Source organism: Pseudomonas sp. SbOxS1, assembly GCF_013416725.1.
In the GTDB taxonomy this organism is placed as follows: Bacteria; Pseudomonadota; Gammaproteobacteria; order Pseudomonadales; family Pseudomonadaceae; genus Aquipseudomonas.
Window position 1 is genome coordinate 469,966 of record NZ_JAAVXC010000004.1, and the last position, 15,290, is coordinate 485,255.

15 protein-coding genes are annotated in these 15,290 nt (G+C 60.5%); 4 read left to right on the plus strand and 11 right to left on the minus strand.

Going from position 1 to position 15,290, the window contains the following annotated elements; genetic code table 11:
- Nucleotides 1-12: 12 nt before the first annotated feature.
- From HFK74_RS08465 to pcaR, 8 genes are all read right to left on the minus strand, one after another.
- The gene (locus tag HFK74_RS08465) at nucleotides 13-1,320 is read right to left on the minus strand and encodes an MFS family transporter (protein ID WP_180203116.1); all 1,308 of its coding nucleotides are present in this window, start codon (nucleotides 1,318-1,320) and stop codon (nucleotides 13-15) included.
- A 194-nt stretch (nucleotides 1,321-1,514) separates the two neighbouring features.
- A complete protein-coding gene (gene pcaG / locus HFK74_RS08470) occupies nucleotides 1,515-2,081 on the minus strand; it encodes a protocatechuate 3,4-dioxygenase subunit alpha (RefSeq protein WP_180203117.1) in 567 nt (188 codons plus the stop codon).
- Between the two features lies 1 nt (nucleotide 2,082).
- On the minus strand, nucleotides 2,083-2,787 hold the full coding sequence (gene pcaH, locus HFK74_RS08475; RefSeq protein ID WP_180203118.1) for a protocatechuate 3,4-dioxygenase subunit beta: 705 nt from the start codon (nucleotides 2,785-2,787) through the stop codon (nucleotides 2,083-2,085).
- A 33-nt stretch (nucleotides 2,788-2,820) separates the two neighbouring features.
- Entirely contained in the window at nucleotides 2,821-4,026 is a 1,206-nt protein-coding gene (gene pcaF / locus HFK74_RS08480) for a 3-oxoadipyl-CoA thiolase (RefSeq protein WP_177325070.1), read from the minus strand.
- The gene (locus HFK74_RS08485; RefSeq protein ID WP_180203119.1) at nucleotides 4,023-4,802 is read right to left on the minus strand and encodes a CoA-transferase subunit beta; all 780 of its coding nucleotides are present in this window, start codon (nucleotides 4,800-4,802) and stop codon (nucleotides 4,023-4,025) included. Before HFK74_RS08485 ends, pcaF begins: the two co-directional genes overlap by 4 nt.
- Complete coding sequence (locus HFK74_RS08490) at nucleotides 4,802-5,659, minus strand: CoA transferase subunit A (RefSeq protein WP_008054173.1); 858 nt, start codon at nucleotides 5,657-5,659, stop codon at nucleotides 4,802-4,804. Before HFK74_RS08490 ends, HFK74_RS08485 begins: the two co-directional genes overlap by 1 nt.
- A 289-nt stretch (nucleotides 5,660-5,948) precedes the next feature.
- Nucleotides 5,949-7,295 (minus strand): MFS transporter, encoded by a 1,347-nt coding sequence (locus HFK74_RS08495; RefSeq protein ID WP_180203120.1) that lies wholly within the window; start codon nucleotides 7,293-7,295, stop codon nucleotides 5,949-5,951.
- A gap of 131 nt (nucleotides 7,296-7,426) precedes the next feature.
- Nucleotides 7,427-8,269 (minus strand): pca regulon transcriptional regulator PcaR, encoded by an 843-nt coding sequence (gene pcaR / locus HFK74_RS08500; RefSeq protein WP_180203121.1) that lies wholly within the window; start codon nucleotides 8,267-8,269, stop codon nucleotides 7,427-7,429.
- A gap of 422 nt (nucleotides 8,270-8,691) precedes the next feature.
- On the opposite strand from pcaR, the gene HFK74_RS08505 reads away from it, so the two are divergent.
- The 3 genes from HFK74_RS08505 (at nucleotide 8,692) to HFK74_RS08515 (ending at nucleotide 11,001) form a co-directional block, all read left to right on the plus strand.
- Complete coding sequence (locus HFK74_RS08505; RefSeq protein WP_180203122.1) at nucleotides 8,692-8,952, plus strand: hypothetical protein; 261 nt, start codon at nucleotides 8,692-8,694, stop codon at nucleotides 8,950-8,952.
- Entirely contained in the window at nucleotides 8,949-9,149 is a 201-nt protein-coding gene (locus HFK74_RS08510; protein ID WP_008056863.1) for a hypothetical protein, read from the plus strand. Before HFK74_RS08505 ends, HFK74_RS08510 begins: the two co-directional genes overlap by 4 nt.
- A gap of 376 nt (nucleotides 9,150-9,525) precedes the next feature.
- Nucleotides 9,526-11,001: an inorganic phosphate transporter gene (locus HFK74_RS08515; protein WP_180203123.1), complete on the plus strand. Its 1,476-nt coding sequence runs from the start codon at nucleotides 9,526-9,528 to the stop codon at nucleotides 10,999-11,001.
- 267 nt (nucleotides 11,002-11,268) lie between these two features.
- Here the strand turns inward: HFK74_RS08515 and ccoM are convergent, their stop codons facing one another.
- The 3 genes from ccoM to HFK74_RS08525 form a co-directional block, all read right to left on the minus strand.
- Entirely contained in the window at nucleotides 11,269-11,385 is a 117-nt protein-coding gene (gene ccoM / locus HFK74_RS33415) for a cytochrome c oxidase subunit CcoM (protein ID WP_056856105.1), read from the minus strand.
- 143 nt (nucleotides 11,386-11,528) lie between these two features.
- Entirely contained in the window at nucleotides 11,529-11,690 is a 162-nt protein-coding gene (locus HFK74_RS08520) for a hypothetical protein (protein ID WP_008016476.1), read from the minus strand.
- A 99-nt stretch (nucleotides 11,691-11,789) separates the two neighbouring features.
- A complete protein-coding gene (locus HFK74_RS08525) occupies nucleotides 11,790-12,131 on the minus strand; it encodes an aspartate-semialdehyde dehydrogenase (RefSeq protein ID WP_180203124.1) in 342 nt (113 codons plus the stop codon).
- A gap of 231 nt (nucleotides 12,132-12,362) precedes the next feature.
- Between HFK74_RS08525 and rapA the strand changes: the two genes are divergently transcribed.
- On the plus strand, nucleotides 12,363-15,209 hold the full coding sequence (rapA, locus tag HFK74_RS08530) for an RNA polymerase-associated protein RapA (RefSeq protein WP_180203125.1): 2,847 nt from the start codon (nucleotides 12,363-12,365) through the stop codon (nucleotides 15,207-15,209).
- Nucleotides 15,210-15,290 lie beyond the last annotated feature (81 nt).

Below are 15,290 nucleotides of genomic sequence, written 5' to 3' on the forward strand. Positions count from 1 at the left end.
CGCGGGTGTGGATCAAAGGTCGTTTTCTAGATACTTCGCATGCTTGGGCAGACGCAGGCTGAACAGGAACGCTATCGCCATCATCAACGTCACGTACCAGTAGAAGGTGTTTTCCATGCCGACCGCTTTGAGGCTCAGGGCAACATATTCCGCCGAACCGCCGAAGATTGCATTCGCCACCGCGTAAGCCAGGCCAACGCCCAGTGCACGCACCTCAGGCGGGAACATTTCGGCTTTTACCAGACCGCTGATCGAGGTGTAGAAACTGACAATCGCCAGCGCCAGGGTAATCAGCACGAAGGCCAGGAACGGACTGGTGACGCTTTTCAGGCTGAGCAGGATCGGCACGGTGCACAGCGTGCCGAGTGCGCCAAACCACAGCATCGAGTTCCGGCGACCGATCTTGTCCGAGAGCATGCCGAAGATCGGCTGCATGCACATATAAAGGAACAGTGCGCCGGTCATGATGTAGCTGGCAGTCTTGGCCTGCATGCCGGCGGTGTTCACCAGGTACTTCTGCATGTACGTGGTGAAGGTGTAGAAAATCAGCGAGCCACCGGCGGTATAACCGAGCACGGTGATGAACGCGGCTTTATGGTCGCGGAACAACGCGCGAATACTGCCGGCGTCCTTGTTTTCGCGCATTTCCTTGCTGGTGGTTTCTTTCAGCGAACGACGCAGGTACAACGAAACCAATGCCGCCATGGCACCGACCACGAACGGAATCCGCCAGCCGTAGGCACGCAGGTCATCCTCGGTGAGGAACTGTTGCAGGATCACCACCAGCGACACCGCCAGCAACTGCCCGCCGATCAGCGTCACGTACTGGAAGGAGGCGAAGAAACCGCGCTGCCCCTTGAGGGCGACTTCGCTCATGTAGGTGGCGGTGGTGCCGTATTCGCCGCCCACCGACAGGCCCTGGAGCAAACGGGCCAACAGCAGCATGATCGGCGCCCAGACGCCGATGTCCTTGTAGGTTGGCAGGCAGGCGATGAGCAACGAACCGAAGCACATCATCAGAATCGATATCAGCATCGAATTCTTGCGCCCGTGCTTGTCCGCGACGCGACCGAAAATCCAACCGCCAATCGGACGCATCAGGAACCCGGCGGCAAAGACGCCCGCGGTGTTGACCAACTGCACCGTGGGGTTGTCGGACGGGAAAAAGGCGGGCGCGAAATAGATCGCACAGAAGGCGTAGACGTAGAAGTCGAACCATTCGACGAGGTTGCCCGACGATGCGCCGACAATGGCGAAGATCCGCTTGCTGCGTTCTTCGCCGGTGTAGAGCGCTGCTGGAGCTGTAGTTGGGGTTGTCATTATTTTGTTCACTCAATGGGGACAGTGAGAGTCTAGACACACTTTGCAACAGTCCCGTTCCGCAGATGCAGTCTTACACCGATCGTTCCCACGGTCCCCGTGGGAATGCATCCCGTGACGCTCCGCGTCACAGTGGACGCAGAGCGTCCATGGCGGCATTCCCACGCAGAGCGTGGGAACGATCATTCATTGACTCAATAATCGAAGAACACCGTCTCTGCATCAGTGCCCTGCAGAATCACATTCCACTGATAAACACCGCTCGCATCCTGTTTGGCCAGCAAGGTGCCGCGGCGCTCGGCCGGCACGCATTCGAGCAGCGGGTCGTCCAAGTTGGCCGGCTCGCCATCGAAGTAGATCCGCGTCAGCAAGTGCTTCACCAAGCCACGGGCGAACACCAGCACCACCAGGTGCGGTGCCTGGGTCGTGCCCTTGAGGCCTTCGACCGTGCCCGGCTTGACGGTGGTGAAACGGAAACGCCCTTCGGCATCCACCGGCACCCGGCCAAAGCCTTCGAAGTTCGGGTCCAGGGGTTTGTCCTGATCGTCTTCAGGGTGGTCGTACTTGCCGGCGGCGTTGGCCTGCCAGACTTCCAGCATCGCGTCGTTGACGACATCACCGTTGCCATCGACCACTTGCCCGGTGATCGCCACGCGCTCGCCCAGGGTTTGTTCGACGGTCAGGTTCTCGCGGTTCAGCCAGGTCAAGCCAATGTGGTAGTACGGCCCGACGGTGTGGGACGTGGTCGCGGTCAGCGTCATCTTATTTCTCCATCGGCGTGGCATCGCGGCCGCGCAATACGATGTCCCAGCGATACCCAAGGGCATAGGAAGGGATGGTTTTTTCAAGATCGAACGTGGCGATCAAACGCTCCTTGGCGCTGGTATCCGGCACGCAGTTGTAGATCGGGTCGTACGCCAGCAGCGGATCCCCCGGGAAATACATCTGCGTGACCAGGCGCGTCAGGATGCTCGGCCCGAACAGCGAGAAATGGATGTGCGCCGGGCGCCAGGCGTTGTGGTGGTTACCCCACGGATACGCGCCGGGCTTGATGGTCTGGAACTGGTACCAGCCATCGGCGTCGGTCACGGTACGGCCGGTGCCGGTGAAGTTCGGGTCCAGCGGTGCATCGTGCAGGTCACGAGCATGGTTGTAGCGACCGGCGGCGTTGGCCTGCCAGATCTCCACCAGAATCCCCGGCACCGGGAAACCGTTTTCGTCCAGCACACGGCCGTGGACGATGATGCGTTCGCCCTGAGGCTGTCCCTCGTGCTGGGCGGTCAGGTCGTTGTCCTTCTCGTTGATGCGCTCGGCACCCACGGTAGGACCGGTGATTTCCGACAGCGAATGCGGCAGGAACACCAGCGGTTTGGACGGCGAGCGCAGGTTGGTGGATTGATAGGTCGGGTGCAGGTAGGCAGGCTGGGTGCCTTCCTGCGGGCGACGGTAACCAGGCTTGTCAGTCATGAAACATTCCTCTTATAAGTCTTTTCGAGCGCGTCAGACGCGCTCGATTGCCAGGGCCAGACCTTGGCCGACACCGACGCACATGGTCGCCAGACCTTTCTTGCCACCGGTTTTTTCCAGCTGATGCAGAGCTGTCAAAACCAGTCGCGCACCGCTCATGCCCAACGGATGGCCCAAGGCAATGGCGCCACCGTTCGGGTTGACTTGAGGTGCGTCGTCCGCCAGCCCCAGTTCGCGCAGCACCGCCAGGCCCTGGCTGGCGAACGCTTCGTTGAGTTCTATGACGTCGAAATCGCTGACCGCCACACCCAGGCGTTCGGTCAGCTTGCGCACCGCTGGCACCGGGCCAATACCCATCACCCGAGGTGCAACACCGGCGCTGGCCATGCCCAATACTTTGGCGCGAGCCGTCAGGCCGTGCTTTTTCACCGCTTCGGCCGAGGCCAGGATCAGGGCCGCCGCGCCGTCGTTCACACCGGAAGCGTTGCCGGCGGTGACGGTTTTGTCCGGGCCATTGACCGGTTTGAGTTTGGCCAGGGTTTCCAGGGACGTGTCGGCGCGAGGATGCTCATCCTGGCTGACCACCGTTTCACCCTTCTTGTGGGCAATGCGCACTTCGACGATTTCTTCGGCGAAAAAGCCCGCGGCTTGCGCGGCAGCGGTGCGTTGCTGGCTGCGCAGGGCGAAAGCGTCCTGGTCTTCACGGGACACTTCGTAATCGTCAGCGACGTTGTCGGCGGTCTGCGGCATCGCATCCACACCGTATTGGGCTTTCATCAACGGGTTGATGAAGCGCCAGCCGATGGTGGTGTCTTCAAGTTTCATGTTGCGCGAGAACGCGGCGTCGGCCTTGCCCATCACGAACGGTGCGCGGGACATCGATTCGACGCCACCGGCAATCGCCAGCTCCATTTCGCCACTGGCGATGGCACGGAACGCGGTGCCGATGGCATCCATGCCCGAAGCGCACAGGCGATTGAGCGTCACGCCAGGAATCGATTCCGGCAGACCCGCCAGCAGAAGCGCCATGCGCGCCACGTTGCGGTTGTCTTCACCGGCCTGGTTGGCGCAGCCGAGGAACACCTCGTCCACTGCGTTCCAGTCCACCGACGGGTTGCGCTCCATCAGGGCCTTGATCGGCACGGCGGCCAGGTCATCGGCACGAACCGCCGACAGGCCTCCGCCGAAACGGCCGATGGGGGTGCGAATCGCGTCGCAGATATAAACTTCACGCATCATGCTTCTCCTGGTGCTTGGCCGTGGGCCGCTGCGGTGCGGGCTTCCAGATCGCGCAGTGCGGTCAGCTCGACCTCGGTCGGCTCGGCGGTGGTGTCGACGTTGTCGGCAAAACGGATCGGCCAACCGGTAGCCGCGACCACTTGCTCGCGGGTCACGCCCGGGTGCAGTGCAGTGACCACAAATTCGTGGGTGCCGGTTTCCGGCTCCATGATGCACAGGTCGGTAATGATCCCTACGGGACCTGCGCCCGGCAGGCCCAGACGCTTGCGTGAATCACCGCCCTCGCCATGGCCGACCGACGTGATGAAGTCGAGTTTGTCGACGAAGGAACGCGACGACTGCTTGAGGATGATCAGCACGCTCTTGGCGGAACCGGCAATCTCCGGCGCGCCACCGGCACCCGGCAGGCGCACTTTCGGTGCGTGGTAATCACCGACCACGGTGGTGTTGATGTTGCCGAAACGGTCGACTTGCGCAGCGCCGAGGAAACCGACGTCGATACGCCCACCCTGCAGCCAGTAGCGGAAAATCTCACCGGTCGGGACCACGGTATCAGCGGTTTCCGCCAGTTCACCGTCACCGATCGACAGTGGCAGTACGCTCGGCTTGGCGCCGATCGGGCCCGATTCGTAGATCAGCACCACGTCTGGCGAGGAGGTCAGGCGCGCCAGGTTGGCCGCTTTCGACGGCAGGCCGATACCCACAAAGCATACGGAACCGTTCTTCAGGCGGCGGGCGGCAGCGACGGTCATCATTTCATTGGTGGTGTAAGTCATTACTTCGCCTCCGAAGCGGCGGCCAGTTTGGCCTGGAACTCGCTGAAGTCAGCGCTGCCATGGATGTACTCGTTGATCCACGCAGTGAAGGTTTCACGGTCGCGGGCAATCGGGTCCCAAGCCTGGTAGAAGCGGTTGTCGCGCTCGTTGTAACCGTGGGCGTAGGACGGATGCGCGCCACCAGGGACGTGGCAAACCGCGCTCAGGGCCCAGGTTGGCAGGACACAGGAGTTCATCGGCGCGTTCAGGTCGTCGACGATTTCCTCGACGGTGACGATGCAGCGCTTGGCGGCCAGCGCAGCTTCTTTCTGCACGCCGAGAATGCCCCACAACAGCACGTTGCCCTTGCGGTCGGCTTTTTGCGCGTGGATCACGGTGATATCCGGGCGTACCGAAGGCACGGCGGCCAGCACTTCGCCGGTGAACGGGCAGGTAACGGACTTGATCAGCGGGTTGACCTTCGGCAGGTCGGAACCGGCGTAGGCACGCAGCACTGCGAACGGCAGGCCGGAAGCGCCGGCGACATAGGCGTTGGCCAGGTCGGCGTGGCTGTGTTCTTCAATTTCCAGGGCGTGGGGCCACTGCTTTTCGACGGCGTCACGCAGACGATGCAACGAACCGACGCCAGGATTGCCACCCCAGGAGAAAATCAGCTTGCGAGCACAACCGGCACCGATCAACTGATCGTAGATCAGGTCAGGGGTCATCCGTACCAGGGTCAGGTCTTTCTTGCCCTGGCGAATGATTTCGTGACCCGCTGCTGTCGGGATCAGGTGAGTAAAGCCTTCGAGTGCGACCGTATCGCCGTCGTTCACGAATTGCTTCACCGCGTCGTGCAGCGAAAGAATTTCAGCCATTGGGGCAGGCTCCCATTTTTTATTAACCAACGTGGTGAAAAGGCGCCGATGCGCAGCGCCGAATTGGTTAAAGATTAAGCTCCTGCCATACGCCAAACAATCCGATAATCGACTGAGCGTTCGTTTATCGAACACATTGTTGTCAGGCTACCGTTTCTTTGATTGATCGTTCCCACGCTCTGCGTGGGAATGCAGCCCGGGACGCTCCGCGTCCCAAAAGCAGACGCAGAGCGTCCATTGAGGCGTTCCCACGCAGAGCGTGGGAACGATCAACGATCAAGGTAAAATGTCAGGTCGCATCCGCGTGACTGACCACACCCTTGATCAGCACCGCCGCAGTCGCCAACGCCGCCGGAATCACCAGCGCCGTCAGCACTTGCTCGAAGTTCCAGCCCAGCCCCAGCAGGGTCGCGCCCATCCATGCCCCCAGGATCGCGCCGAAACGGCCAATCCCGAGCATCCACGACACCCCGGTGGCACGCCCTTGAGTCGGATAAAACCGCGCCGCCAGCGACGGCATCGCCGATTGCGCACCGTTGACACACATGCCGGCCACCAACACCAAGGTCGCCAGGAGGGTGATATTGCCCAGGCTCTGCCCTACCGCGTAGGCAAACACCCCGGCCAACAGATAGAACGTGCCGATGACCTTGTGCGGATTGAAGCGATCCATGGCCCAGCCTACACCCACCGCGCTCAACACCCCACCGAACTGGAACAGCGCGCCGATGAACGCGGCCTGCTCCATGCTTGCGCCACTGTCGCGCATCAGGGTTGGCAGCCAGCTGGTGAGAAGGTAAACGATCACCAAGCCCATGAAATAAGTCAGCCACAACAACAAGGTGCCGACGCTGTAGGTGCCGCTGAAGATCACCGCAAACACGTTGCGCGCCTTCACGGTTTTCTGTTCCGGCACGCTGAAGCCCGATGCCTGCGCCACCACCGTCGGATCGATGGGCGCCAGCGTCTTGCGTACTTTGTCGGTGCCGCGATTACGCACGACCAGAAAGCGCGCCGATTCGGGTAGCCAGAACAGCAACACGACGCCGAGGATCAACGGCAGGATCCCGCCGATCAACAGCAGGCTGTGCCAGCCGAACGCCGGAATCAGCTTGGCCGAAATGAATCCGCCACCGGCCATGCCCAGGTTGAAGCCGCAGAACATGCTGGTCACCAGCAGGGATTTCTTGCGCTCCGGGGTGTATTCCGACAACAGGGTCGTGGCGTTCGGCATGCCCGCGCCCAAGCCAAGGCCGGTCAAAAAGCGCAACACCAGCAACTGGTCGACGTTGGTGCTGTAGGCCGACGCCAGGCTGAAGGCACCGAACAACAGCACCGCCCCGACCAGCACGACCTTGCGCCCAAACCGGTCAGCCAGCGGGCCGGAGCCCAGTGCCCCAAAGACCATGCCGATCAGCGCCGCACTCATCACCGGGCCGAGGCTGGCGCGATCGATACCCCAATCCTGGGACAGGGCGGGCGCGATGAAGCCCATGGCCGCCGTATCGAGGCCATCGAGGAAGACAATCAGGAAACACAGGATCACCACTCGCCACTGATAGCGCGAAATGGGTTGGGCATTGATGAAGGACTGCACGTCGAGGCAGTTACCTACAGCAGACTGGGGCTGGTTCATTATTTTTATTCCGCGCAAAAGTACACAGTCGAACAGGTGCCAGCCGAAGGGTTGGCGCAGCCGCGACAGTAATAATCCGCAGGAAACAGCGTCAATTCACCAAAAGCGACTCCGTGCGATTATCGAACAGCTTAGGAGAACAGCTGGGTGCTGAGGTCCCGACTCGCACTCAACAGACCGGGCAAGAAACGCTGTTCAAGCTCGCTGCGGCTGACCCGGCCGGCGTGGGTACTGACGTTGAGTGCCGCGACCACCTGGCCGGAAGCGTCGTACACCGGGACAGCGATCGAGCGCAGTCCCTGCTCCAGCTCCTGATCGACGATGCACCAACCCTGCTGACGTACTTCCTGCAGGCATTCGAGCAAGGCTTCGGGGGTGTGAATGGTTCGACTGGTCTTGGCTTGCAGGTCGGCGTGGTCAAGATACTCGCGCAATGAAGTGTCATCGAGGGCGGCGAGCAGGATCCTGCCCATCGACGTGCAGTAGGCCGGCAGGCGTCCGCCCACCGAAAGGTCGACCGAAATCAGGCGCTGGGTGGTCGCCGAGCGGGCGATATATAGAATGTCATCGCCTTCCAGGGTGGCCATGTTGCAGGCCTCATGGAGTTGCTCGCTCATGCGGTCCAGGTAGGGTTGCGCAGAAACGGCCAGCGGCGTCGAGGACACATAGGCATGGCCGAGTGTCAGCACTTTGGGCAGCAACGAATACGTACGGCCATCAGTGGTGGCATAACCGAGTTTGATCAGCGTGTGCAGGCAACGTCGCACGGCGGCGCGGGGAATTTCCGTGCGATGGCTGATCTGCGCAATGGTCAGGTGCCGCTTGCGCTCCTGGAAGGCTTGCACCACGGCAAGCCCACGCGCCAGCGAGGTCATGAAATCCGGATCACCGGTCAGGGCCTGGATTCGCTTGGCGGGTGAAGCAACGATCGGCGGTGCCACCGAAGCGAAGGAGTTGCGCAGTTGATCGTTCATAACAAGGTCCTTTTCCCGGACGGATCGGCGAGCTATTACAGGGCACTGGCTGCTGGGCACACAAGCCCGGCCCTAAGACACTGGGCGATTATCGAACCATTGCTCGATAATCGCAATCCATGCTCCTCATGACGCAACCGGTCATGCAGCCATCAGTACATGTACTTGCGCAGGCGCTGCAGACTTCAAGGCGCAATGTAACTGTCTTTAGTTGTGCGACTTAATGGCGCCAGCAAAAAGACATCGCCGTACAGTGGCATCATCCATGCCCAAGTTGCCAGTAACGGTTATGGATAAAAAACAATCACACATCAAGATCCACTTTTAACTCTATCGTGATAGTGTTCTGTCAATCGCTCGCTATAATGTAATTCAGTAGCCATTCGGATTTTTATTGGCCGATACCGCTACCCGGTGGCGCGATGTTCCATCGCCGCTCTCCACAGCAAGCACCTGACGCCGACTGCATCCGCATCGCGCCAACGCGCTCGCTGAAACAGGATCTGATGCTACGTCAGCTGTTTATCTCTGGTGCCGTGGCCGCCTGCAACATGGAAGTAAAGATCGCACTGTCGCAAAAACGATGCCTGCAAGGGCTTTTTGCATTCGACGCGTGCGGTCAATACATCAGTGCAGCGCGTTTCACCAGAATTCATCTCAACTCTATCAAGGTAGCACCGTGACAAAAGACGAACTGCGCGCGGAACTTGAGCGCCAGGAACAACGTTACAAGGAAGTTTACGGCGGGGAAGTCACCACCTACGCCGCCCAGCCAGAACCGGAACGCAAGCCATGGCGCAAACGTGCCACCGTTCAGGATCAGGTGTTCAAGCAAGAACTGGAAAAAATGGAAAAGGAACTCAAAGCCGAAGAGCCATGATGGCCTGGGCTTGAAAACCTGCCGGGGTCTGCGTTGCATCCGTTAAAAGCGGAATGTACAAATATTGCCTTTTGCGCCCGCTACGAGCGGGCAGCGGCCGCCTTGCCCACCGGACGAGGTTGAAGGCTCGAATCTGACCCTTTTTTCAGAAATTTCATACAAGCATGCTCACACCCCCTACAGGTGAGGCAAACCCCTGTGCCTGCGGGCTTTCCAAAGAAATTCAATCACTTGCAAAACCCTGAAATTCACCGGGGTTATGGGCACCGTTGCAAAATAATTCGTTGAAGAATGTTACCGATGAGCAGCAAGTGCATCGATTTCCAGTCTTTTCTGGCATAATCGCGCCCCCTTATGACCGGGTCAGAAAACCTTCATGATCGATTTATTCAGCGGACTGGATGCTTGGGTGCTTGTGAGCCTCTTGCTCGCCCTGGCTTTTGTCCTCGCCTTCGAGTTCATCAATGGATTTCATGACACCGCTAACGCGGTAGCCACTGTTATCTACACCAAAGCGATGCCCCCACATCTGGCGGTGTTCTTTTCCGGTGTGTTCAATTTCCTCGGCGTATTGCTCGGTGGCGTTGGCGTGGCGTATGCCATTGTCCACCTGCTACCAGTTGAACTGCTGATCAACGTGAACACCGGCCACGGCCTGGCAATGGTTTTCTCGCTGCTCGCAGCGGCCATCACCTGGAACCTGGGCACCTGGTACTTCGGTATTCCGGCCTCCAGCTCCCACACGCTGATCGGTTCGATCCTCGGCGTAGGCCTGGCCAATGCCCTGATCAACGAGATTCCACTGGCCGACGGGGTGAACTGGCAAAAGGCGATCGACATCGCCATGTCGCTGGTGTTCTCGCCGATGGCAGGTTTCCTGATCGCCGCGCTGATACTGATCGGCCTTAAATGGTGGCGTCCGCTGTCGAAGATGCACAAGACGCCGGAACAGCGCCGCAAGATCGACGACAAGAAGCACCCACCGTTCTGGAACCGCCTGGTGCTGGTCATCTCGGCCATGGCCGTGAGCTTCGTGCACGGCTCCAACGACGGCCAGAAAGGTATCGGCCTGATCATGCTGGTACTGATCGGTATCGTGCCGGCGCAGTTCGTGCTCGACCTGAACAGCACCACCTACCAGATCGAACGTACCCGCGACGCGACCTTGCACTTGAGCCAGTTCTACAAGCGCAACGCCGACTCCCTGGGCGAGTTCCTGGCCCTGGGCAAAAGCTTGGAAGGCGATTTGCCGGAGAAGTTCCGCTGCAACCCGCAGCAGACCGAACCGACCATCGACGCATTGCTTGGCACCCTTAAAGGTGTATCCGACTACCACTCGTTGTCGTCGGAAAGCCGCATCGAAGTCCGCCGTTACCTGCTGTGCCTGGACGACACGGCGAAGAAAGTCAGCAAATTGCCAATCCTGGGCGCCCGTGAAAAGGCCGACCTGGACAAGCTGCGCAAGGACCTGACCACGACCACTGAATACGCTCCGTTCTGGGTCATCCTGGCGGTCGCCCTGGCCCTGGGCCTGGGTACCATGGTTGGCTGGAAACGCGTGGTACTGACCATCGGCGAGAAGATCGGCAAGCAAGGCATGACCTATTCCCAAGGCATGTCGGCGCAGATCACCACCGCGAGCCTGATCGGCATGGCCAACATCTTCAGCCTGCCGGTGTCGACCACCCACGTCCTGTCCTCGGGCGTGGCCGGCACCATGGTCGCCAACAAAAGCGGCCTGCAAGGTGGCACCGTCAAGACCATCCTGCTGGCCTGGGTCCTGACCCTGCCGGCCACGGTCGCCCTGTCGGCCGGCCTGTTCTGGCTGGCGTCGAAGGCGCTGGGTAGCTGATAGGCTGTTGTACGAAAAAGGCGCGCTCCGTGAGGACCGCGCCTTTTTTATTGCCGCAAGAAAGGCAAACAACCCGAAACCTGTAGGAGCTGAGCTTGCTCGCGAAGAGGCCGTAACATTCAGCATCTACGTTGGATGTTAAACCGCTATCGCGAGCAAGCTCAGCTCCTACAGATGTTTTGTGTGCCCGATAGAAATCGCAGGCAAAAAAAAAGGGCAACCGAAGTTGCCCAAAATGCCTTGCGTGCTCATTGCATCCAGAAAGACCTACGGCTTTTTTCGCTTGTGCGAGTCTTTCCAGATAAAAAATCCGAACCCTGCAAAAAATACAAACATGAGGCTGACGGTCAGCACTCCGGCGATCACCACGTTGTCGAAAAACATGACGCGTCTCCTGCAGTTGCCCTGTTGCGATGGAGCCAAGGTAACCAATCAGGCAGGAGCGAATATTGACCGGGATCAATGTTGCCCGGGGCCGGGCATAGAAGGAGGGAAAAACTGACCTGCATCAATCGATGCAGGGGGATTCAACGTTTTTTCGGTTTGTTCTTTGGCTTTTTCTTCGCCTTGCCCAACGGCATGGCCTGCTCGAACGCCTGGCGCACTTCATTCAGGCGCTTGTCGTTGAGGTCATGGACACGCTTGGCGCGTTCAGCATTAAGGTCGATTAGCTTGTCATCTTGGCTCATGGCGTCAGTGCATCGCTTGAAATGAAATTCAGTTGCCGCAGGGTTCGGCAGGATTGTGCCAATAATGCGGTCTGGCGACGGCGCTGACCAGCCACCGGCTCAAATCTCGATATCGACCCACAGCCCCTGGCGAGGCTGGCCTTCCATCAACGGAGCCACCGGCACGGTGTTGTCGGCATTGAGTTCGTTGCCCGGGATTGCCAGGTGCGCCTCCGGGTCCTCGTCGGCCTCACGGCGGCGTCTTTGCTGCTCCTGCTTGCGCCGCTGCTCCTCGCGCAGCAACAGGGCGGCCTCCTCCGGATCACGTTTTTGCAGGTCGATGGTGCTGTCGCTGGCACTTTCCTGCATCGGCACGACGGGTGCGATGTCCGGGCGCGGGCGGACCGGGTCGTGCTGGGAAGTGATCGGCACGGCACTCAAGGGGAGCATCGGTGGCAGCATATTTATCAGTCTCCTGTCAGCAGGCTGTCGGCCGCGGCGACGGCGACTTGAGCCATCGGTCGCAAACTGCGTCTCTATCGGCACGGCGGGAACTGTCACAGGCTACGATTTCCTCAGCCCGGCAAGATCAAAAGATCGCAGCCCAGGGCAGTTCCTGCACAGGTATTCCTTTGGTCTGGAGACCTGATTCCGTTAAGATAGCCCGCTTTTTCAAGGTGGGAGTCAGGCAGCATGGCGCAGCAGTATCAACCGGGGCAACGCTGGATCAGTGACAGCGAAGCGGAGCTGGGTTTGGGCACCGTTCTGGCACAGGACGGCCGCTTGCTGACCGTGCTCTACCCGGCCACTGGCGACACTCGCCAGTACGCGCTACGGAATGCGCCCCTCACACGTGTACGGTTTTCGCCGGGCGACACCATCACTCACTTCGAAGGCTGGAAACTGACCGTACGCGAAGTCGACGACGTCGATGGCCTGCTGGTCTATCACGGCCTCGACGCGCAGAACGAAGTGGTCACCCTGCCGGAAACCCAACTGTCGAACTTCATCCAGTTCCGTCTCGCCAGCGACCGGCTGTTCGCCGGGCAGATCGATCCCCTGGCCTGGTTCGCCCTGCGTTATCACACCCTGGAACACACCAGCCGCCAACTGCAGTCGTCGCTGTGGGGCCTGGGTGGCGTGCGTGCGCAACCGATCGCGCACCAGCTGCACATCGCCCGCGAAGTGGCCGACCGCATTGCGCCACGGGTCTTGCTGGCCGACGAAGTGGGCCTGGGTAAAACCATCGAAGCCGGTCTGGTGATCCATCGCCAACTGCTCTCGGGCCGCGCCAATCGCGTGCTGATCCTGGTACCGGAAAACCTCCAGCACCAGTGGCTGGTGGAGATGCGCCGCCGCTTCAACCTGCAGGTCGCGCTGTTCGACGAAGAACGCTTCATCGAAAGCGACGCCACCAACCCGTTCGAAGACACCCAGCTCGCCCTCGTGGCCCTGGAGTGGCTGGTGGACGACGAGAAAGCCCAGGACGCGCTGTTCGCGGCCGGTTGGGACTTGATGGTGGTCGACGAAGCACACCACCTGGTGTGGCACGAAGATCAGGTCAGCCCTGAATACTCCCTGGTCGAGCAGCTTGCGGAAACGATTCCGGGCGTCCTGCTGTTGACCGCGACCCCGGAACAACTGGGCCAGGACAGTCACTTCGCGCGTCTGCGCCTGCTCGACCCGAACCGCTTCCACGACCTGGCGGCCTTCCGCGCCGAGAGCGAAAATTATCGCCCGGTGGCCGAGGCCGTTCAGGAGCTGCTGGAAAAAGGTCGCCTGTCGCCGCAAGCCCACGAAACCATCCATGGCTTCCTCGGTAACGAAGGCGAAGCGTTGCTGAACGCCGTCAACGATGGCGACACCGAGGCCAGCGCCCGCCTGGTCCGCGAACTGCTGGACCGCCACGGCACCGGCCGCGTGCTGTTCCGTAATACCCGCGCCGCGGTCCAGGGTTTCCCGGAGCGCAAACTGCATCCTTACCCGCTGCCGTGCCCGGACGAATACCTCGAGTTGCCACTGGGCGATCACGCCGAGCTGTACCCGGAAGTCAGCTTCCAGGCCCAGCCGGATGCCAACGAGGAAGAGCGCTGGTGGAAATTCGACCCACGCGTCGAGTGGCTGATCGACCAACTGAAAATGCTCAAGCGCACCAAGGTACTGGTGATCTGCGCCCACGCCGAAACCGCCATGGACCTCGAAGACGCCCTGCGCGTGCGCTCCGGCATCCCGGCCACGGTGTTCCACGAGGGCATGAACATCCTCGAGCGTGACCGCGCCGCCGCCTACTTCGCCGACGAAGAGTTTGGCGCGCAAGTGCTGATCTGCTCGGAAATCGGCAGTGAAGGCCGTAACTTCCAGTTCTCCCATCACCTGGTGCTGTTCGATCTGCCATCGCACCCGGACCTGCTGGAACAACGTATCGGTCGTCTGGACCGGATCGGCCAGAAGCACACCATCGAACTGCACGTGCCGTACCTGGAAACCAGCCCGCAAGAGCGCCTGTTCCAGTGGTACCACGAAGCCCTGAACGCGTTCCTCAATACCTGCCCAACCGGTAACGCCCTGCAACATCAGTTTGGCCCGCGCCTGCTGCCGTTGCTCGAGGAAGCCGACGATGGTGAATGGCAAGCGCTGATCGACGAAGCCCGTACCGAGCGCGAGCGCCTGGAAGCCGAACTGCACACCGGCCGTGACCGCTTGCTGGAGCTCAACTCCGGTGGTGCCGGTGAAGGCGATGCGCTGGTCGAGGCCATCCTTGAGCAAGACGACCAGTTCGCCCTGCCGATCTACATGGAAACCCTGTTCGATGCATTCGGCATCGACAGCGAAGACCATTCGGAAAACGCCCTGATCCTCAAGCCGAGCGAAAAAATGCTCGACGCCAGCTTCCCGCTGGGCGACGACGAAGGCGTGACCATCACCTACGACCGCAACCAGGCGCTGTCTCGCGAAGACATGCAGTTCATCACCTGGGAACACCCGATGGTCCAGGGCGGCATGGACCTGGTGCTGTCCGGCTCCATGGGCAACACCGCCGTGGCGCTGATCAAGAACAAGGCGCTCAAACCCGGCACCGTGTTGCTGGAACTGCTCTACGTCAGCGAAGTGGTAGCCCCGCGCTCGCTGCAACTGGGCCGCTACCTGCCACCGGCCGCCCTGCGCTGCCTGCTCGATGCCAATGGCAATGACCTGTCGGCCCGGGTGTCGTTCGAGACCTTGAACGATCAACTGGAAAGCGTGCCGCGCGCCAGCGCCAACAAGTTCATCCAGGCCCAGCGCGATCAGCTGACGCCACGGATCAACGCCGGCGAAGACAAGATCTACCCACGTCACGCCGAACGTGTGGCAGAGGCGCAACGCCGCCTGGCTGCCGATACCGAGGAAGAACTGGCACGCCTGACCGCGTTGCAAGCGGTCAACCCGACCGTACGCGACAGCGAACTGGTTGCCTTGCGCAAGCAACGCGAACAAGGCCTGGCCATGCTCGACAAGGCTGCGCTGCGACTGGAAGCGATCCGGGTGCTGGTGGCGGGTTAAGCCCCCTGCTCTACCGGTAAAAAAGAAGGCCCGCAGCGATGCGGGCCTTTTTTTACCTGATCGTTCCCACGCGGAGCGTGG